Annotated in this window: 11 protein-coding genes; 7 read left to right on the top strand and 4 right to left on the bottom strand. The window is 69.4% G+C overall.

Translation table 11 applies throughout. The features are described from left to right. The first annotated feature begins 175 nt into the window (after window positions 1-175). Window positions 176-1,351, top strand: coding sequence for a serine hydrolase domain-containing protein (locus OG257_RS01595; protein WP_329204204.1), 1,176 nt, complete (start codon window positions 176-178; stop codon window positions 1,349-1,351). 97 nt (window positions 1,352-1,448) lie between these two features. Here OG257_RS01595 and OG257_RS01590 read toward each other — a convergent pair whose 3' ends face one another. The 3 genes from OG257_RS01590 to OG257_RS01580 form a co-directional block, all read right to left on the bottom strand. Beyond that, complete coding sequence (locus OG257_RS01590; RefSeq protein ID WP_329204203.1) at window positions 1,449-2,216, bottom strand: NAD(P)-binding domain-containing protein; 768 nt, start codon at window positions 2,214-2,216, stop codon at window positions 1,449-1,451. A 121-nt stretch (window positions 2,217-2,337) separates the two neighbouring features. Beyond that, window positions 2,338-2,796 carry a hypothetical protein gene (locus tag OG257_RS01585; protein WP_329204202.1) on the bottom strand — a complete coding sequence of 153 codons (459 nt, stop codon included), beginning with the start codon at window positions 2,794-2,796 and terminating at the stop codon, window positions 2,338-2,340. Between the two features lie 23 nt (window positions 2,797-2,819). Beyond that, window positions 2,820-3,782: an alpha/beta hydrolase gene (locus OG257_RS01580; RefSeq protein ID WP_329204201.1), complete on the bottom strand. Its 963-nt coding sequence runs from the start codon at window positions 3,780-3,782 to the stop codon at window positions 2,820-2,822. Between the two features lie 110 nt (window positions 3,783-3,892). Here OG257_RS01580 and OG257_RS01575 point away from each other — a divergent pair, with 110 nt between their 5' ends. The 4 genes from OG257_RS01575 to OG257_RS01560 all read left to right on the top strand — a co-directional run bounded on the left by OG257_RS01575 (window position 3,893) and on the right by OG257_RS01560 (window position 10,240). Then, window positions 3,893-4,531, top strand: coding sequence for a TetR/AcrR family transcriptional regulator (locus tag OG257_RS01575; protein WP_329204200.1), 639 nt, complete (start codon window positions 3,893-3,895; stop codon window positions 4,529-4,531). 159 nt (window positions 4,532-4,690) lie between these two features. Further along, on the top strand, window positions 4,691-5,356 hold the full coding sequence (locus OG257_RS01570) for a maleylpyruvate isomerase family mycothiol-dependent enzyme (protein ID WP_329204199.1): 666 nt from the start codon (window positions 4,691-4,693) through the stop codon (window positions 5,354-5,356). Window positions 5,357-5,649: 293 nt separating this feature from the next. Continuing rightward, window positions 5,650-7,839 (top strand): discoidin domain-containing protein, encoded by a 2,190-nt coding sequence (locus OG257_RS01565; RefSeq protein ID WP_329204198.1) that lies wholly within the window; start codon window positions 5,650-5,652, stop codon window positions 7,837-7,839. Window positions 7,840-8,065: 226 nt separating this feature from the next. Next, window positions 8,066-10,240, top strand: a complete 2,175-nt coding sequence (locus OG257_RS01560) for a discoidin domain-containing protein (protein WP_329204197.1) — start codon at window positions 8,066-8,068, stop codon at window positions 10,238-10,240. A 192-nt stretch (window positions 10,241-10,432) separates the two neighbouring features. On the opposite strand, the gene OG257_RS01555 is transcribed toward OG257_RS01560, so the two are convergent. Next, window positions 10,433-12,010: a peptidoglycan-binding protein gene (locus tag OG257_RS01555; RefSeq protein ID WP_329204196.1), complete on the bottom strand. Its 1,578-nt coding sequence runs from the start codon at window positions 12,008-12,010 to the stop codon at window positions 10,433-10,435. A 291-nt stretch (window positions 12,011-12,301) separates the two neighbouring features. Here OG257_RS01555 and OG257_RS01550 point away from each other — a divergent pair, with 291 nt between their 5' ends. Together OG257_RS01550 and OG257_RS01545 are read left to right on the top strand one after the other, a co-directional pair. Then, entirely contained in the window at window positions 12,302-14,131 is a 1,830-nt protein-coding gene (locus OG257_RS01550; RefSeq protein WP_329204195.1) for a glycoside hydrolase family 3 protein, read from the top strand. Window positions 14,132-14,191: 60 nt separating this feature from the next. Further along, complete coding sequence (locus OG257_RS01545; RefSeq protein ID WP_329204194.1) at window positions 14,192-15,478, top strand: exo-beta-N-acetylmuramidase NamZ family protein; 1,287 nt, start codon at window positions 14,192-14,194, stop codon at window positions 15,476-15,478. Window position 15,479 lies beyond the last annotated feature (1 nt).

Raw genomic sequence — 15,479 nt, 5'->3', positions numbered from 1 at the left:
TGGCGGACACGAGTGCGGACCACGTGATCGGTACGGCATCACGGAAGAGTTGCCGTACCGAGCCCCGGTGGCGCCGTGTACCGGTGTCGGCTGGTTGGAGCAAGGCCACGCGCAGATTCCTGACCGGCGGGTGAAGCTGGACGTCCCACCGCGCTCACGTCTGAGGAGTCCTTCCGTGCCAGTTCCCGGCTCCCCGCAGGTCCGCCTCCCCCTTGTCGCCCTGCTGGCCGCTGCCTGCATGGCCGGGCTGGTGCACGCCCCGGCCCAAGCCGCCGCGGACGTCCCCGCCGACGACAACCGCGCACTGCGACGCCAGTTGCAAGAACTCACCACAGCGCCCGGCGGACCGCCCGGAGTGATTGCCGTCCTCAAGCGCGAGTCCCGCACCGAGGTCTACCGGGCCGGCGTCGCCGAGGTCGGCACCGACCGTCCGATCGAGGTCACCGACCACATGCGCATCGCCAGCACGGCCAAGGCGTACAGCGGCGCGGTCTCCCTCCAGCTCGTCGACCGCGGGAAGCTGCGGCTGAGCGACACCATCGGCAAGGTGCTTCCCCGGCTACCGCGCGCATGGCATCGGGTCACGCTGCGCCAGCTCCTGAACCACACCAGCGGACTCCCGGACTACACCACGGACCCGGAGTTCCTGGCCCTGCTGGCCGAGAACCCGCGTCGCCACTTCGACTCCCGCCGACTGCTCGACTTCGTGGCCGACGAGCCGTTGGTGTTCCGTCCGGGGTCCCGGTACGCGTACTCCAACTCCGACAACATCGCCGTGGCGCTGATGTCGGAGGCGGTGACAGGCCGCCGCTACGAGGAACTGCTCACCCAGCTCGTGTACCGCCCGTTGGACCTGCACAACACGAGCCTGCCGCGGGGTTACCGGATGCCCGAGCCGTACATGCACGGCTACGACGTCACCCCTCCCGACCCGCCCGAGGACGTCAGCGAGGCACTGAGTGCGTCGGGCGTGTGGGCATCGGGCGGCATCATCTCGACGCCGAAGGACATGACGGCCTTCATCCGCGGTTACGCCGGCGGAAGGCTGATCTCCGACCGGACACGCCGACAGCAGCTCAACTGGGTGAACGGCGCATCCGAACCCGCGGGTCCCGGAAGGAACGAAGCCGGTCTGGCCCTCTTCCGGTACACCACCCGCTGCGGAGTGGTGTACGGCCACACGGGCAACTTCCCCGGCTACACACAGCTGATCGCAGCCACCCCGGACGGGAAGCGGTCGTTGACGGTCTCCCTCACCACCCAGGTCAACAAGCTGAACAAGCCGGAACTACTGGAGCGGCTGCGGACCGTGGAGGAGAACTTCGTCTGCGCGTTGTTGCGCAATCGGTAGGCAGGACGCGGGAGCGCAAACCGGTCCTCCAGCGGCCGGCGTCGTGCGGCGGGCGCGGTGCAGCAGCGCGGGTGAACCAGCCCGGAATCCGGCCCTCTCAGGAGTCCAGATCGGCGACGAGGCCATCGAGAGCCCCGTGAAGGGCTTCGGAGTTGGCCGGGCCGAACCACGTGGTGCGGATGCGTTCGTTGTTTCCGTTCGGGGTCTCGTAATCGGCGGCGAGTTGGTGCAGGGAGCGGGTCTCGTCGGTCAGGGAGCGGCCCACGCCCTGGAAGAGTCCGCGGATGTAGCGGTCGGCGTCGTCGGAGGCGATGCCCTGGCCGACAGCCCACGACGTGAGCGTGGCGAGGTACGAGTAATGGGTGGACAGCGTCCCTGTCAGCGCGGAAAAGACGTTGAAGGCCGCCTCGTCCGCGACGGGCAGCACCCCGCCCAGGTGCTCGAAGAGGGAGTTCACCGCGGGGTGCGAGGGACATGTCACCGTGACGGAGCGGCGTTCGCGAACGGCGGGCAGGGGGATGGCCCGTACCAGCGGGGCGTCGGTGGCGAGTAGCCGGCGCAAGTGGTCGCTGCCGACGCCGGCCATCGCGTTGACCACCAGCTTGTCGCCGTCCACCCTCAGGTCGGCGAGTGCCTCGTGCAGGTCCTGGCGGCGTACGGCGATGATCACCAGCTCGGAGCGGTCCACCACCTCCTGGTTGTCGGCGCAGACCTGTACGTTCCCGTAGCGCGCGGACAGCTCCGCTGCCGTCCGGGTTCCCCGGGGGGAGAGGAACACCTCTGGCTCCTTGTCGCCCCCGTCGCAGAGGCCCGTCACGAGGGCCCGGCCGATCTCGCCCACTCCGATGATGCCGATGCGCTTCACTGTTCTCCCTCCATGGTGCGTGCTGGTCGTGAACCATTGGCCCGGGCCCACGACATCGGGCCCGGGTCCGTGATGACGTCGGGCCTTGTCCGGAGTCCGCGTCGAGGGCACTGCGGTGTTCTCAGCCCCGCCCCGACACCCCCGGTCGCCTCCGAAGGAACGTGACCGCGAGGAGCGCTGCGAGGCAGGGAGCCATCCCGGCCCACCCCAGTGACGGCGGCAGGCCGGTCTCGCCGGAGGTGTCCATGGTGAGCAGCCCGGTCAGCCCGACGCCTGCGCAGAGCACGAACATCACGGTTGCGGCTGAGCGGGCCCAGCGCGTGCCCGCCTTGACGGCCCAGGCCGTCCAGAGCCAGGCGATGACACCGAGGGCTCCGATGACGGTCAGCAGGACCAGATAGGTGGTGACGGCCGAGTCGACCAGCGTCTGGGTGTAGGCGGGATAGCCGGCCCGGATGTGGTCGGCCAGCAGATGGGTAGTGGCACGGTCTATGTGCGGGAGGGCCGTCGCGGCGACGGTGAGCCCAAGTCCCGTGTGCATCGCGCCGATTGCCCGTCGTTCGTGGCGAGTCTTCGTCATCGGAGTGCAATTCTCCCTTCCGGTCACGCGGTGAGCGAGGCTCGGAGGAACCCGAGAACCTCCGCCCGCGCTGCCTCGGCCTGGTGTTCCACGCCCGGCAAGGTGAGGAACGCGTGCCGCGCTCCGGGGTACTCGGTGAGACGTGCCGGTGTCCCGGCTGCCCGCAGTCGTTCGGCGTAGCTGCGGCCGTGATCGGCCACCGCGTCCTGGGTCGGCACCACCACGAGAGCCGGGGCCAGCCCGCTCAGATTGTCGGCGTACAACGGCGAGAGCGCACGGGCGTCGGTTCCCGGTGGAACGGAGAGCCTCTGGAAGAAGCGCAGTTGAGGCAGGGCACGGGTAGGGCTGTACCCGTACTCGGCGATCGAGGCGTAGTCGAACATCGCCTCGGTCACATCGACGGCAGGGTTGACCAGTACCTGCGCCCTGAGCATCAGGGCGGTCTCTCTGGCCCGGATCGCCACCAGGGCACTGATCAACGCGCCGCAACTCTCGCCGAACACGGCCGTGCGCGTCGGGTCGATGCCCCACTGCGAGGCGTGCTGCACCACATGCTGGAGTACGTCCCAGCCGTCGTCGACGGCATCCGACAGCGGCGTTCCCTGGTCGAGGAGGCGGTGCTCCACCGAGACGACGAGTGCGGGCAGTTGAGCGGCGAGATGGCTGTTGGCCCAATCGCACTGCACCGCCGTGCCCACGAAACTGCCTCCGTGCACGTGCAGCACGAGTGGCAGCTCAGCCCGGTCGGTGTCCTCGCCGTCACGCGCGGGGGCGGGCCGGTACACGCGGACCGGGAGCTCGCGGCCGGGCAGCGCCACCGTCTGCCAACGGATCGCGGTGCCGGGATCCGGATCCCCGAGGATCGCCCGCGCCGCACCGGACGCGCGCCAGCGGTTCTCCGCGTCGCGGTAGGCGACCAGTTGCTCAGCCGTCATCGCCGCCCAGTCCGGCTCCGGCGGCCGCTCAATGGCAGTGACCTCACTCATGTCTCCTCCTTGGTCGTGCCTGTGGACCGGTGATTTTGAAACCTACACCGTAGGTTTGCGCTCCGTACGATAATTTCTACGGTGTAGATTTGGCAAGCAAAGGAGTGGACGTGGCCAGACGGACCCGAGGTACCTCGGCGGGGCTCGACCGGGAGCGCATCGCCGCCGCCGCCATCGCACTGGTCGACCGTGACGGCCTGGAGCGCTTCGGGGTACGGCGGCTCGCGCAGGAGCTCGGGGTCGACCCGATGTCGGTCCACCACCACATCAAGGGCAAGGCGGCGCTGCTGGACGCGATGTCCGAGGCGGTCCTCGCCGAGGTGGCGGTTGCCGCGGACGATGAAGCGTCCCACGGGTGGGAGGAGATCGCCCTCCGGACGGCGCACGGCTACCGCGACATGGCCTACCGGCACCCCCGGGTGTTCCCACTGCTGGTGGCGCGCGCCCAGACCTCACCGGTCGCCATCTCCGCCCTGGAGGAACTGGTCACCGTGATGCGTGAGGCCGACCTGCCCGACCAGGTGGTCGCGGACGCGCCCATGGTGCTGTTCAGCTTCCTCAACGGGCACCTGCTGGCGCGCACCAGCGACGAGCCCGGCGCCGTGCCCGCGTTCGAGGCCGCCACGTACCCGGCCATGGCCGCTCTCACCCCCCTCATGGCCGACTTCGGATCCCTGGCGGAGTTCGACCGGATGCTCGATACCGTCCTCGGCGGGATCAAGGACCGGGCAGCCCGTCACCAGGCCTGATCGCCGTCGTTTGCGGTTGGTGAGCAGGAAGGAGTGTCACTTGGTGATGACTCTGTTCGAGGGCGAGAGTCTGTTCATCGAATGCTCTGCCGGACACCCACGTGCTTCGGTGCAGGGCAGGCAGGGCAGGGCGCAACTCGCAACAGGAGGCTCGTCCGTATGACTGGTTCGAATCCGGCAGCAGATCGCGGCCCGGGTGCTGAGGTCTGGCCACTCATCCGCGCCGAGCGCGCCGCGTTGCTGGTTGATCTTGAGGATCTGTCCGACGATCAGTGGGCGATGCCGTCACTGTGCAGCGGACTGTCGGTGCGTGAGGTGCTGGCTCACCTCACTGCGGCGGCGAGTCTCAATTCGGTGCGCTGGCTGGCGGGTGTGATCCGCTGCCGATTCGACTTCGACAAGCAGGTGGCGATGCGGCTGGCCGAACAGCTCGGTGCGAGTCCGGCCGAGACACTTGACCGGTTCCGGCGTGTTGTCCCCAGCAGAAGCAAGCCTCCCCTTCCCGTAGTGGCCATGCTCGGCGAGACGATCGTGCACGCGGAAGACATCCGGCGTCCGCTGGGCGTTCGCCGCGACTACCCGATTCAGACGGTCACGCGGGTGGCTGAGTACTACCAGGGATCGGATCTCGTGGTCGTTGCCAAGGGGCGCATCGGCGGCTTGCGACTCGTCGCGAATGACGGTCCCTTCAAGACCGGATCCGGGGCGCTCGTGTCCGGTAGCACCTTGGCTCTGACGATGGCCATGACCGGGCGCGAGGCGTACGTCGACGACCTGGAGGGCGACGGAGTCGAGCTCCTCCGCGAGCGCTGCGGAACGGGCTGACAGCGAAGGCGGTCGCCCGCGAGCCGGCGGACCGCCGAACCCTGCTCGCGGGTGTCAGCCGCACAGTGATCGCGGCGGATCGTTGCGCACGGGATTCGGGCTGTCCGGCCACCGTGGAGCGCCGGACCCGCGGTGTGGCCGGAGGCGGCGGCCGGTCGCGCGGGCGGACAAAGATCCCGTCTTAATAAAAGGTAAAAGAAAAGTCGTGTCAGGGTTCTTGACCGCGCAGGTAGGGCGCGGCAAGGTTCCGGAGAGCGCTCTCCCGCCGGTTCGTTTCTTCAAGGAGCACCCTGATGCCCGCAGTTGGCATACACCCCGTAACGGCACCGCCGCCCAGACCTGCCCGCAAGGGACTCGTCGGTGCAGTGGTCACTGCACTGGCCGCCGCTCTGCTTGCCCTGACACCCGCTACGGAAGCCGACGCGGCGCCCGTGCTGCTGTCGCAGGGCAGGCAGGCGACAGCATCCAGCCAGGAGCACTACGGCACGCCGGCCGGCAGTGCCGTCGACGGCGATCCCGGCACCCGTTGGTCGAGTGCCGCCTCCGACCCCCAGTGGCTGAGCGTCGACCTCGGTGCCCCCGCCACCCTCGACCGGGTCGAGTTGAGCTGGGAGGCCGCCTACGCGAAGACCTACCGCATCGAGCTGTCCTCCAACGGCACCGACTGGTCGACCGCCTACTCCACGACCACCGGAGCCGGCGGCACCGAGACGGTCGACGTCTCGGGGACCGCGCGCTTCGTCCGCATGCTCGGAACCGCACGCGCCACCGGATACGGCTACTCCCTCTGGGAGTTCAAGGTCTTCGGCAGCACCGACGGCGGTACGGGGCCGGTCATTCCCGGCGGGGGAGACCTCGGCCCGAACGTCCACGTCTTCGACCCGTCCACGCCGGGCATCCAGGCCAAGCTGGACCAGGTCTTCAGCGAGCAGGAGTCGGCCCAGTTCGGCAGCGGCCGGCATGCCTTCTTCTTCAAGCCGGGCACGTACAACAACATCAACGCGCAGATCGGCTTCTACACCCAGATCGCGGGTCTCGGCCTGAAGCCGGACGACACCACGTTCAACGGTGATGTGACCGTGGACGCCGGCTGGTTCAACGGCAACGCCACCCAGAACTTCTGGCGTTCGGCCGAGAACCTGGCCCTGAACCCGGTCAGCGGCACCAACCGCTGGGCCGTCTCCCAGGCTGCCTCGTTCCGCCGGATGCACGTGAAGGGTGCCCTGAACCTCGCCCCGAACGGTTACGGCTGGGCCAGCGGCGGCTACATCGCCGACAGCAAGATCGACGGCCAGGTCGGCCCGTACTCCCAGCAGCAGTGGTACACCCGCGACAGCAGCATCGGCGGCTGGACCAACGGTGTGTGGAACATGACCTTCTCGGGCGTCGAGGGCGCTCCCGCCAACAGCTTCCCCGAGCCCCGGTACACCACGCTCGAGACGACCCCCAGCTCGCGCGAGAAGCCCTTCCTCTACATGGACGGCAACGAGTACAAGGTCTTCGCACCGGCCAAGCGGACCAATGCGCGCGGCACCACCTGGGCCGACGGCACCCCGCAGGGGACGTCCATCCCGCTGAGCAAGTTCTACGTCGTCAAGCCCGGAGCCACCGCCGCGACGATCAACGCCGCCCTGGAGCAGGGGCTCAACCTGCTCTTCACCCCCGGCATCTACCACGTCGACCGGACCATCAACGTGAACCGGGCCGACACCGTCGTCCTGGGCCTCGGGCTCGCCACCATCATCCCCGACAACGGTGTGACCGCGATGAAGGTCGCCGACGTCGACGGAGTGAAGCTCGCCGGCTTCCTCATCGATGCCGGACCGGTCAACTCGCCGACCCTGCTGGAGATCGGCGGACAGGGAGCCTCCGCAGACCACGCCGCCAACCCCACCACCGTCCAGGACGTCTACGTCCGCGTCGGTGGCGCCGGCCCCGGAAAGGCGACGACCAGCATCCTCGTCAACAGCGACGACGTGATCATCGACCACACCTGGGTGTGGCGCGCCGACCACGGTGAGGGCGTGGGCTGGGAGACCAACCGCGCCGACTACGGCGTACGGGTCAACGGCGACGACGTACTGGCGACCGGCCTGTTCGTCGAGCACTTCAACAAGTACGACGTCGAGTGGTTCGGGGAGAGGGGCAAGACGATCTTCTACCAGAACGAGAAGGCGTACGACGCACCCAACCAGGCCGCGATCCAGAACGGCGACACCAAGGGCTACGCCGCCTACCGGGTCGACGACTCCGTGAACACCCACGAGGGCTGGGGCATGGGCAGCTACTCGAACTACAACGTCGACCCGACGATCCGTCAGGACCACGGCTTCAAGGCCCCTGTGAAGCCCGGCGTCAGGTTCCACAGCCTGCTGGTGGTCTCCCTCGGCGGAAACGGCCACTACAACCACGTCATCAACGACACCGGGTCGCCCACCTCGGGCACCTCGACGATCCCGTCGACCGTGGTGTCCTACCCCTGATGACCCACCGGTCCGCTCCGGCCCACCGGAGCGGACCGGACGCAACGCCCTCCGGGCCGGGGTCCGTTCCCGCCACCCGGTCCGGAGGGGCGCACGGACACGCGCGAGAAGCCAGATGTCCCGCCCCGCGGAACGGACGGGCAGACCTCCCCGCACACCGGGTGGCGCGGGGATCCTCGTCACGCACCTCCCGCCACCCGGAACCCCCGACCTGTCAGGAGTCGATGTGTCACAACTCTTCTCACACCCGACGCCGGTACGCCGCCGCGCCGGCGTGCCCCTCATAGCCCTCGGCGCGCTGCTCGCGTCGTCGCTCACCCTCACCGCCGCCCCTCCCGCCCAGGCCGCCGAGACCTTGCTGTCCCAGGGCAGACCCGCCACGGCCTCGTCCCAGGAGGGCGAGGCGTACGGGGCGTCAGCAGCGGTGGACGGCAACCTCACCGGGACCCGCTGGGCCAGCCAATGGAGCGACCCCCAGTGGATCCAGGTCGACCTCGGCAGCAAGCAGGACCTGAGCCGAGTCGTACTCACCTGGGAAGCGGCGCACGCCAAGAACTACGAGCTCCAGGTCTCCGACAACGGCACCGACTGGCGCGCCCTGAAGACGGTCACCGGAAGTGACGGCGGCACCGACGACGTAGCCGTCTCCGGCTCCGGCCGGTACGTCCGGATGCTCGGCACCGCTCGAACCGGTGGTTACGGCTACTCGCTGTGGGAGTTCCAGGTCTACGGCAACGGCGACGGCCCGCCGCCCGCCGGCGGGGGCGCGGTCGCCGTGACCGGCTCGCAGGGCAACTGGCAGCTCACCGTCGGCGGCAAGCCCTACCAGGTCAAGGGGCTCACCTGGGGGCCGTCCGTCGCCGACGCGGCCCGCTACATGCCCGACCTGAAGTCCATGGGCGTGAACACCATCCGGACCTGGGGCACCGACGGCACGACCAAGCCCCTGCTCGACGAGGCTGCCGCCAACGGCATCCGGGTCGTCAGCGGATTCTGGCTCCAGCCCGGCGGCGGCCCCGGCAGCGGCGGCTGCGTCAACTACGTCACCGACACGGCGTACAAGAGCAACTCGCTCACCGAGTTCGCCAAGTGGGTCGAGGCCTACAAGAGCCATCCCGGTGTCCTGATGTGGAACGTCGGCAACGAATCGGTGCTCGGCCTCCAGAACTGCTACAGCGGCACCGAGCTGGAGAACCAGCGCAACGCCTACACATCCTTCGTCAACGACGTCGCCAAGAAGATCCACTCCATCGACGCGGACCACCCGGTCACCTCCACCGACGCGTGGACGGGCGCCTGGCCCTACTACAAGCGCAACGCCCCCGACCTCGACCTCTACTCGATGAACTCCTACGGCGACATCTGCGGCGTCCGCGGCGCCTGGGAGCAGGGCGGCTACACCAAGCCCTACATCATAACCGAGGGCGGACCGGCCGGCGAGTGGGAGGTCCCTGACGACGCCAACGGAGTACCCGACGAGCCCACCGACGTACAGAAGGCCGACGGTTACACCAAGGCGTGGGGCTGCGTCACCGGACACCAGGGAGTGGCGCTCGGTGCCACGCTGTTCCACTACGGACTGGAGCACGACTTCGGCGGCGTCTGGTTCAACCTGTTGCCCGACGGCCTGAAGCGCCTGTCGTACTACGCGGTGAAGAAGGCGTACGCCGGGTCGACGAGCGGCGACAACACACCGCCCGTCATCACCAACATGGGTGTCACACCGGCATCCGCTGCCCCGGCGGGCAAGGAGTTCACCGTCCGTGCGGACGTACGGGACCCTGACGGCGACCCGGTGACGTACAAGATCTTCCTCAGCGGCAACTACGCCAGCGGCGACAAGCGGCTCGTCGAGGCCCAGTGGCGGTCCACAGGCAACGGCACCTTCGCCGTCACCGCGCCCGAGAAGCTCGGCGTGTGGAAGGTGTACATCCAAGCCGAGGACGGTCGCGGCAACGCCGGGATCGACACGAAGTCGGTCAAGGTCGTCGCACCTCCCGTCGACGGCACCAACGTCGCGTTGAACAAGACCACCACCGCCTCCTCCTCCCAGGCGTCCTACGGTGACTGCCCGTGCCCGGCCGCCCTCGCGACGGACGGGAAGACGGAGACGCGCTGGGCCAGCGACTGGAGCGACCCGCAGTGGATCCAGGTCGATCTCGGGGCGCCGACCGCGTTCCGCAAGATCCAGCTGGTCTGGGACCCCGCCTACGCCAGGTCCTATGACGTGCAGGTCTCCGACGACGGCACCAACTGGCGCACGATCCACACGACCACGGCGGGCAACGGGGACATCGACACGATCGACGCCCCCACCACCGCCCGGCACGTACGTCTCCAGCTGAAGGCACGAGGTACGGACTGGGGCTACTCGCTGCACGAGTTCGGCGTCTACAGCTGATCACAGCGCAGCCGTGTGCCGTACGACCGGCAGGGCCCGACCGTCGCCACCACGGTGCGGCCGGACCCTGCCCTCACACCGAGCGCGTCGGCATTCACGGTTGCAGTCCGGCCGCAACGCTGCCGGCCCATCCGGATCGAACCCCTGCGAGCCGGGTGGCCGGCGTCCGGCCCCCCGGCTCGCGCGTTCACCTCACCGACCGGCCTGCAGAGCCGTCCAGGTCGCCGAGCCCACGATGCCGTCCACCGTCAACGACCGGCTGCTCTGGAAGTCCCTGACCGCCTGCGCAGTGCTGGGGCCGAAGCTGCCGTCGATCCCTACGGTCCGGCCCAGTGCGGCCGTCAGCGACCGCTGGAGCCGCTTGACGTCGGCGCCCGAGGACCCCTCCTGCAGGACGGGCTTGGTCCCGGCCGAGAGCAGCGCGGTCCAGGACTGACGGCCGATGACCCCGTCGGACGACAGACCGCGCGCACTCTGGAAGGCCTTCACGGCGGTTTCGGTCTTCGTGCCGAAGATGCCGTCCGCGGTACCGGCGGCGAACCCCTGTGCGTTGAGCAGTGTCTGCGCCGCCGCGACCTGGGGGCCGGTGGACCCGCTGCGGAGCGTGTCGTAGGCCGGGAAGTCGAGGTTGACCGGCACGCCTGTGCTGCCCCCGACGAGCTGCATGTAGTAGGTCCAGTTCCAGTTCGGCCCCGGGTCGGTGTGGTCGTTGTTCGGGACCTCGGAGTGCCCGACGATGTGCGCCCGGTCCTTGGGGATGCCGTACTTGTCGGCCAGGTAACGCGTGAGGGTGGCGGACGACCGGTACATGGCGTCGGTGAACCAGGCAGGGTTGTCGACGTACCCCTCGTGCTCGATGCCGACGCTGTAGGCGTTGCCCGAACGCGCGTGGTAGGCGGTGTCCTTGTCGCGGACGGTCTGGGTGACCTGCCCGTCGGACGAACGGATCACGTAGTGCGCGCTGACGTTCGAGCTCGGGTTCTGGAACCAGCTGATGGACCCGGCGTACGACCCCTGGGTGACGTGGATGACGACGGCGGAGATCGCGGCGGACCGGCCCACGGTGTAGTTCCCGCTGTTCGCGGCCACCCACAGTGCGGGCGGGTAGTCGGTGCTCAGGGGCCCCACGGTGGCCGAGCCCCCCTCGTCCAGGGCGGGCACGTCCGCGTAGCGACCCCGCTCGGGACGTACGGCCTGCGGGCGTACGGCGACGGTCTCGCCCGGGGTCGCCGTGGCACGGACGCCGTTCGTGAGGAAGTCGTAGACGGAGTCCGCGTAGAGCCGGGCCGTGCGGTCGTCCGCGCTGCCGCTGTACTCGGCCACCGCCGGGTACCAGGCGCCGGCGTCGTCGCGGTCCTCCGCGTCCAGTCCCAGCCGGTCGGCGTACGAGCGCAGGACGGCGGCGGCGCCACGGATGTTGGCCGCGGTGCTGTGCCGCAGCGCGTCCGGTGCCGCGCCCGTCAGCTCGGCGGCCCGCTCCAGGGTGTGCGAGCGGGGGTTGCTGACCAGGTGCATCACGCCGTACCCGTTCGCGTGACTGGGCTTGCCGTCGTGGGAGTCGAGTCGGCTCTCGCCGTACCCGATCGCCACGAGCAGATCGCGGGGGACGTCGAACTCGGCGCCTGCCCGGGCGAAGGACCGGCCGACGGTGTCGTGCGCGGCGGGCGCCGCGGCGGCGGAAGGCCCGCCCGTACCGGTGAACAGGACGGCGACGGCGGTACTGAGTACGAGCGAGGTGGTGTGTCTCCATGATCGCGGGCGTCGGTACATCGGTGGTGTCCCCTCGTCGGCGTCGAATCAAATGGTGTCGGCCGACGATCCGGGTAGGACTGCGGCACGACGTTCCGGTGCGTGTTGGGAGCCACTTCAACCGACATTGCATGCCCACGTCAACAGGCTCATGTCCCGCTGTGATGTGCGGACTTCGACCTCATGGGGCCCTGCCATTGGTGGCACCAATAACACTTCCCCTTCCCTCTTGACCCTTGAGGTGTACTGGCCATCCACTGGGTGCGCCCTACTCTGCCCGCCTGCCGGGTGCGTCGATCGAAGGAGTGCCGGATGAGCGTCCGGGGATGTGGTGCCCTGCGCAGATCGATGGTGGCAGCGACCGCCGCCATCGGGTTGCTCCTGGGCCTGCCGCAGGGCGCCGCGGCCGGTCCGGGATCCGCCCAGGACAGCCGGGGCGGCCGGGACGGCGGGGACAAGGGCCGCTGGGTCGAGGGCCGCCTGGACGCCATGACGCTGGAGGAGAAGGTCGGCCAACTCTTCGTCACCTACGCCTACGGCGAGACTGCCGAGGACACCGACGCCGACGACGTGGCCCGCAACCGTACGTGGCTGGGGGTGGACAACGGCCTGCAGGCGGTGAAGAAGTACCACCTCGGCGGGGTCATCTACTTCGCCTGGACCGACAGTTTCCAGAACCCGGGCCAGGTCGCCGACCTGTCCGACGGACTCCAGCGGGCCGCGCTGGGGAGCGGCGCCCAGGTGCCGCTACTGATCTCCACCGACCAGGAGCACGGCCGGGTCGTCCGGTTCGGCCCGCCCGCCACCCAGTTCCCGGGCAGCATGGCGCTCGGGGCCTCCGGAAGGCCGAAGGACGCCTACAAGGCGGGGCGGATCAGCGGTACGGAGCTGCGCGCCGTCGGCATCAACCAGGACTACGCCCCCGTCGCGGACGTGAACGTCAACCCGATGAACCCCGTCATCGGCGTACGGTCCTTCAGCAGCGACCCCCAGCTCGCCGCCGACTTGACGGCCGCCCAGGTACGGGGCTACCAGAAGGCCGGTACCGTCGCCACGGCCAAGCACTTCCCCGGACACGGCGACACCGACGTCGACAGTCACACCGACCTGCCGGTGATCACCCACACCGAGGAGGAGTGGGAGCGGCTGGACGCGCCGCCGTTCCGCGCGGCCATCGACGCCGGCGTCGGCTCGATCATGACCGCACACCTCCAGTTCCCCTCGCTCGATCCGTCCGGCACCCCCGCCACCCTGTCGAAGCCGATCATGACAGGCCTGTTGCGCGAGGAAATGGGCTACGACGGCGTGGTCGTCACCGACTCGCTGGCGATGGCCGGGGTGCGGAAGACATACCCCGACGCCGAGGTTCCCGTCCGTGCCCTCCAAGCGGGCGTCGACATGCTCCTCATGCCCCCGAACCTCGACCTGGCCTACCGGTCGGTGCTCGCCGCAGTCGCCTCCGGGGAGCTGACGGAGGACCGCATCGACACCTCCGTGCGCCGGATCCTCACCCTCAAGCAGAAACAGGGAATCGCCGACGACCCGTACACCGACCGGGCCGCGGTCGACAGCGTGGTCGGCAACGCGCGCCACCTCAAGGAAGCGCGGACGATCACCGACCGCACCACGACCCTGATCAAGAACGACGGAGGCCTGCTGCCGCTGACCGCGGACGGCAACCGGGTCCTGGTCACCGGTTCGACCGCGACCGTCACCCAGACCCTCGCCGGTGCGGTCACCGCGCAGGGCGGGACCGGGACCGCCCTCGCGACGGCCGCCAACCCGACGACGGCGGACATCGCCACAGCCGTCACCGCCGCCGCCGGCCAGGACACCGTGGTCGTGCTCACCAACTCGGCCCGCACCAACCCCGGCCAGGCCACCCTTGTCCAAGCCCTGACCGCCACCGGCACGCCGGTCGTCACGATCTCGGTCGGAGTCCCCTACGACATCGCCTCCTACCCGCAGGCAGGCGTCCACCTGGCCGCGTACTCCAACAACGCGATCGCGCTGGAGTCCGCCGCCCGCGTCCTCTTCGGCGAGGTCTCGCCCCGCGGCAGCCTCCCGGTGAGCATCCCGCGGGCCGACGCCCCGGGGACCGCGCTGTTCCCGTTCGGCCACGGCCTGACGTACACGAACTGACGGACGAGCGCTGCGCCCGTCCGATTCCCCTACCTGGCCCTACGAGGGAGACCCACCACCGTGAGACGCAGAGACCTCCTGACGGCGTCGGCGGCGCTCGCCGCCACCCCCGCCCTCGCCACCCGGGCCTCGGCCGGCACCCCCGACGGCACGGCCGAGACGGGCAGACACGCCCGTGTGCGCACCGGCTTCGAGCGGCTGCGCGCGAGCGGCTACGCCTCGCTGGCCGGACAGCGGGTGGGCGTCATCTCCAACCCGACCGGCGTCACCCCCGACCTCGGCCACATCGTCGACGCGATGTCCGGCGACGGGAAGGTGGACATGGTCGCCGTGTTCGGCCCCGAGCACGGCTTCCGCGGCATCTCGCAGGCCGGAGAGGGCGAGGACTTCTACACCGACGCCAAGACCGGGCTGCCCGTCTACAACGCCTACAACAGCTCCACCACCATGGCGGGGCACTTCTCCGAACTGAATCTGGACACCGTGGTGTTCGACATCCAGGAGATCGGGGCCCGCTTCTACACCTACATCTGGACGATGTACCTGGCCCTGGAGGCGGCGGCCGAACTGGGTCTGCGCTTCGTGGTACTCGACCGCCCGAACGTCCTGTCCGCGAAGGACGCGCACGGCCCGGTCCTGCACCCGGAGAACTCCACCTTCGTGGGGCTGAAACCCATCGCGCAGCAGTACGGCATGACCGTCGGCGAACTGGCCGGTCTCTTCAACGACACGTTCGTCCCCGAGGCGACCGGCGGCAAACGCGCCGACCTGCACGTGGAGCGGATGTCGGGCTGGAAGCGCCGGATGCGGTACTCCGAGACCGGCCTGCCGTGGGTGCCACCGTCACCGAACATGCCGACGGTCGCCACGGCCGAGGCGTACGTGGGGACCTGCTACTTCGAGGCCACCGCCCTGTCCGAGGGGCGCGGCACCACCATGCCGTTCCAGATGGTCGGGGCGCCCGGCATCGACCACCGCTGGCAGGAGGCCCTCAACGCGCTCGACCTGCCGGGGGCCCGCTTCCGGGAGGCGTACTTCAACCCCACCTTCTCCAAGCAGGCCGGCAAGACCTGCGGCGGCGTGGAACTCCAGATCACTGACGTGGACCGGTTCGACCCGATCCGAACCGCGCTGGTGATGATCCTGGAGCAGCGCCGTCTCTTCCCGCAGTACGGCTGGCGCAGCCAGGACGGCGGCAGTGCCTACTGGCTCGACAAACTCAGCGGTAACCGCGAGGTGCGGCTCGCGGTGGAAGCGGGCGCGCCTGTCGACGACATCGTTTCCCTGTGGCAGGACGACCTCGCCGCGTTCCGCACCCGGCGCGCGCGACACCTCTTGTACTCCTGAA

This window comes from Streptomyces sp. NBC_00683 (assembly GCF_036226745.1).
Lineage (GTDB): Bacteria > Actinomycetota > Actinomycetes > Streptomycetales > Streptomycetaceae > Streptomyces.
This window is presented reverse-complemented; position numbering and strand designations above follow the sequence as displayed.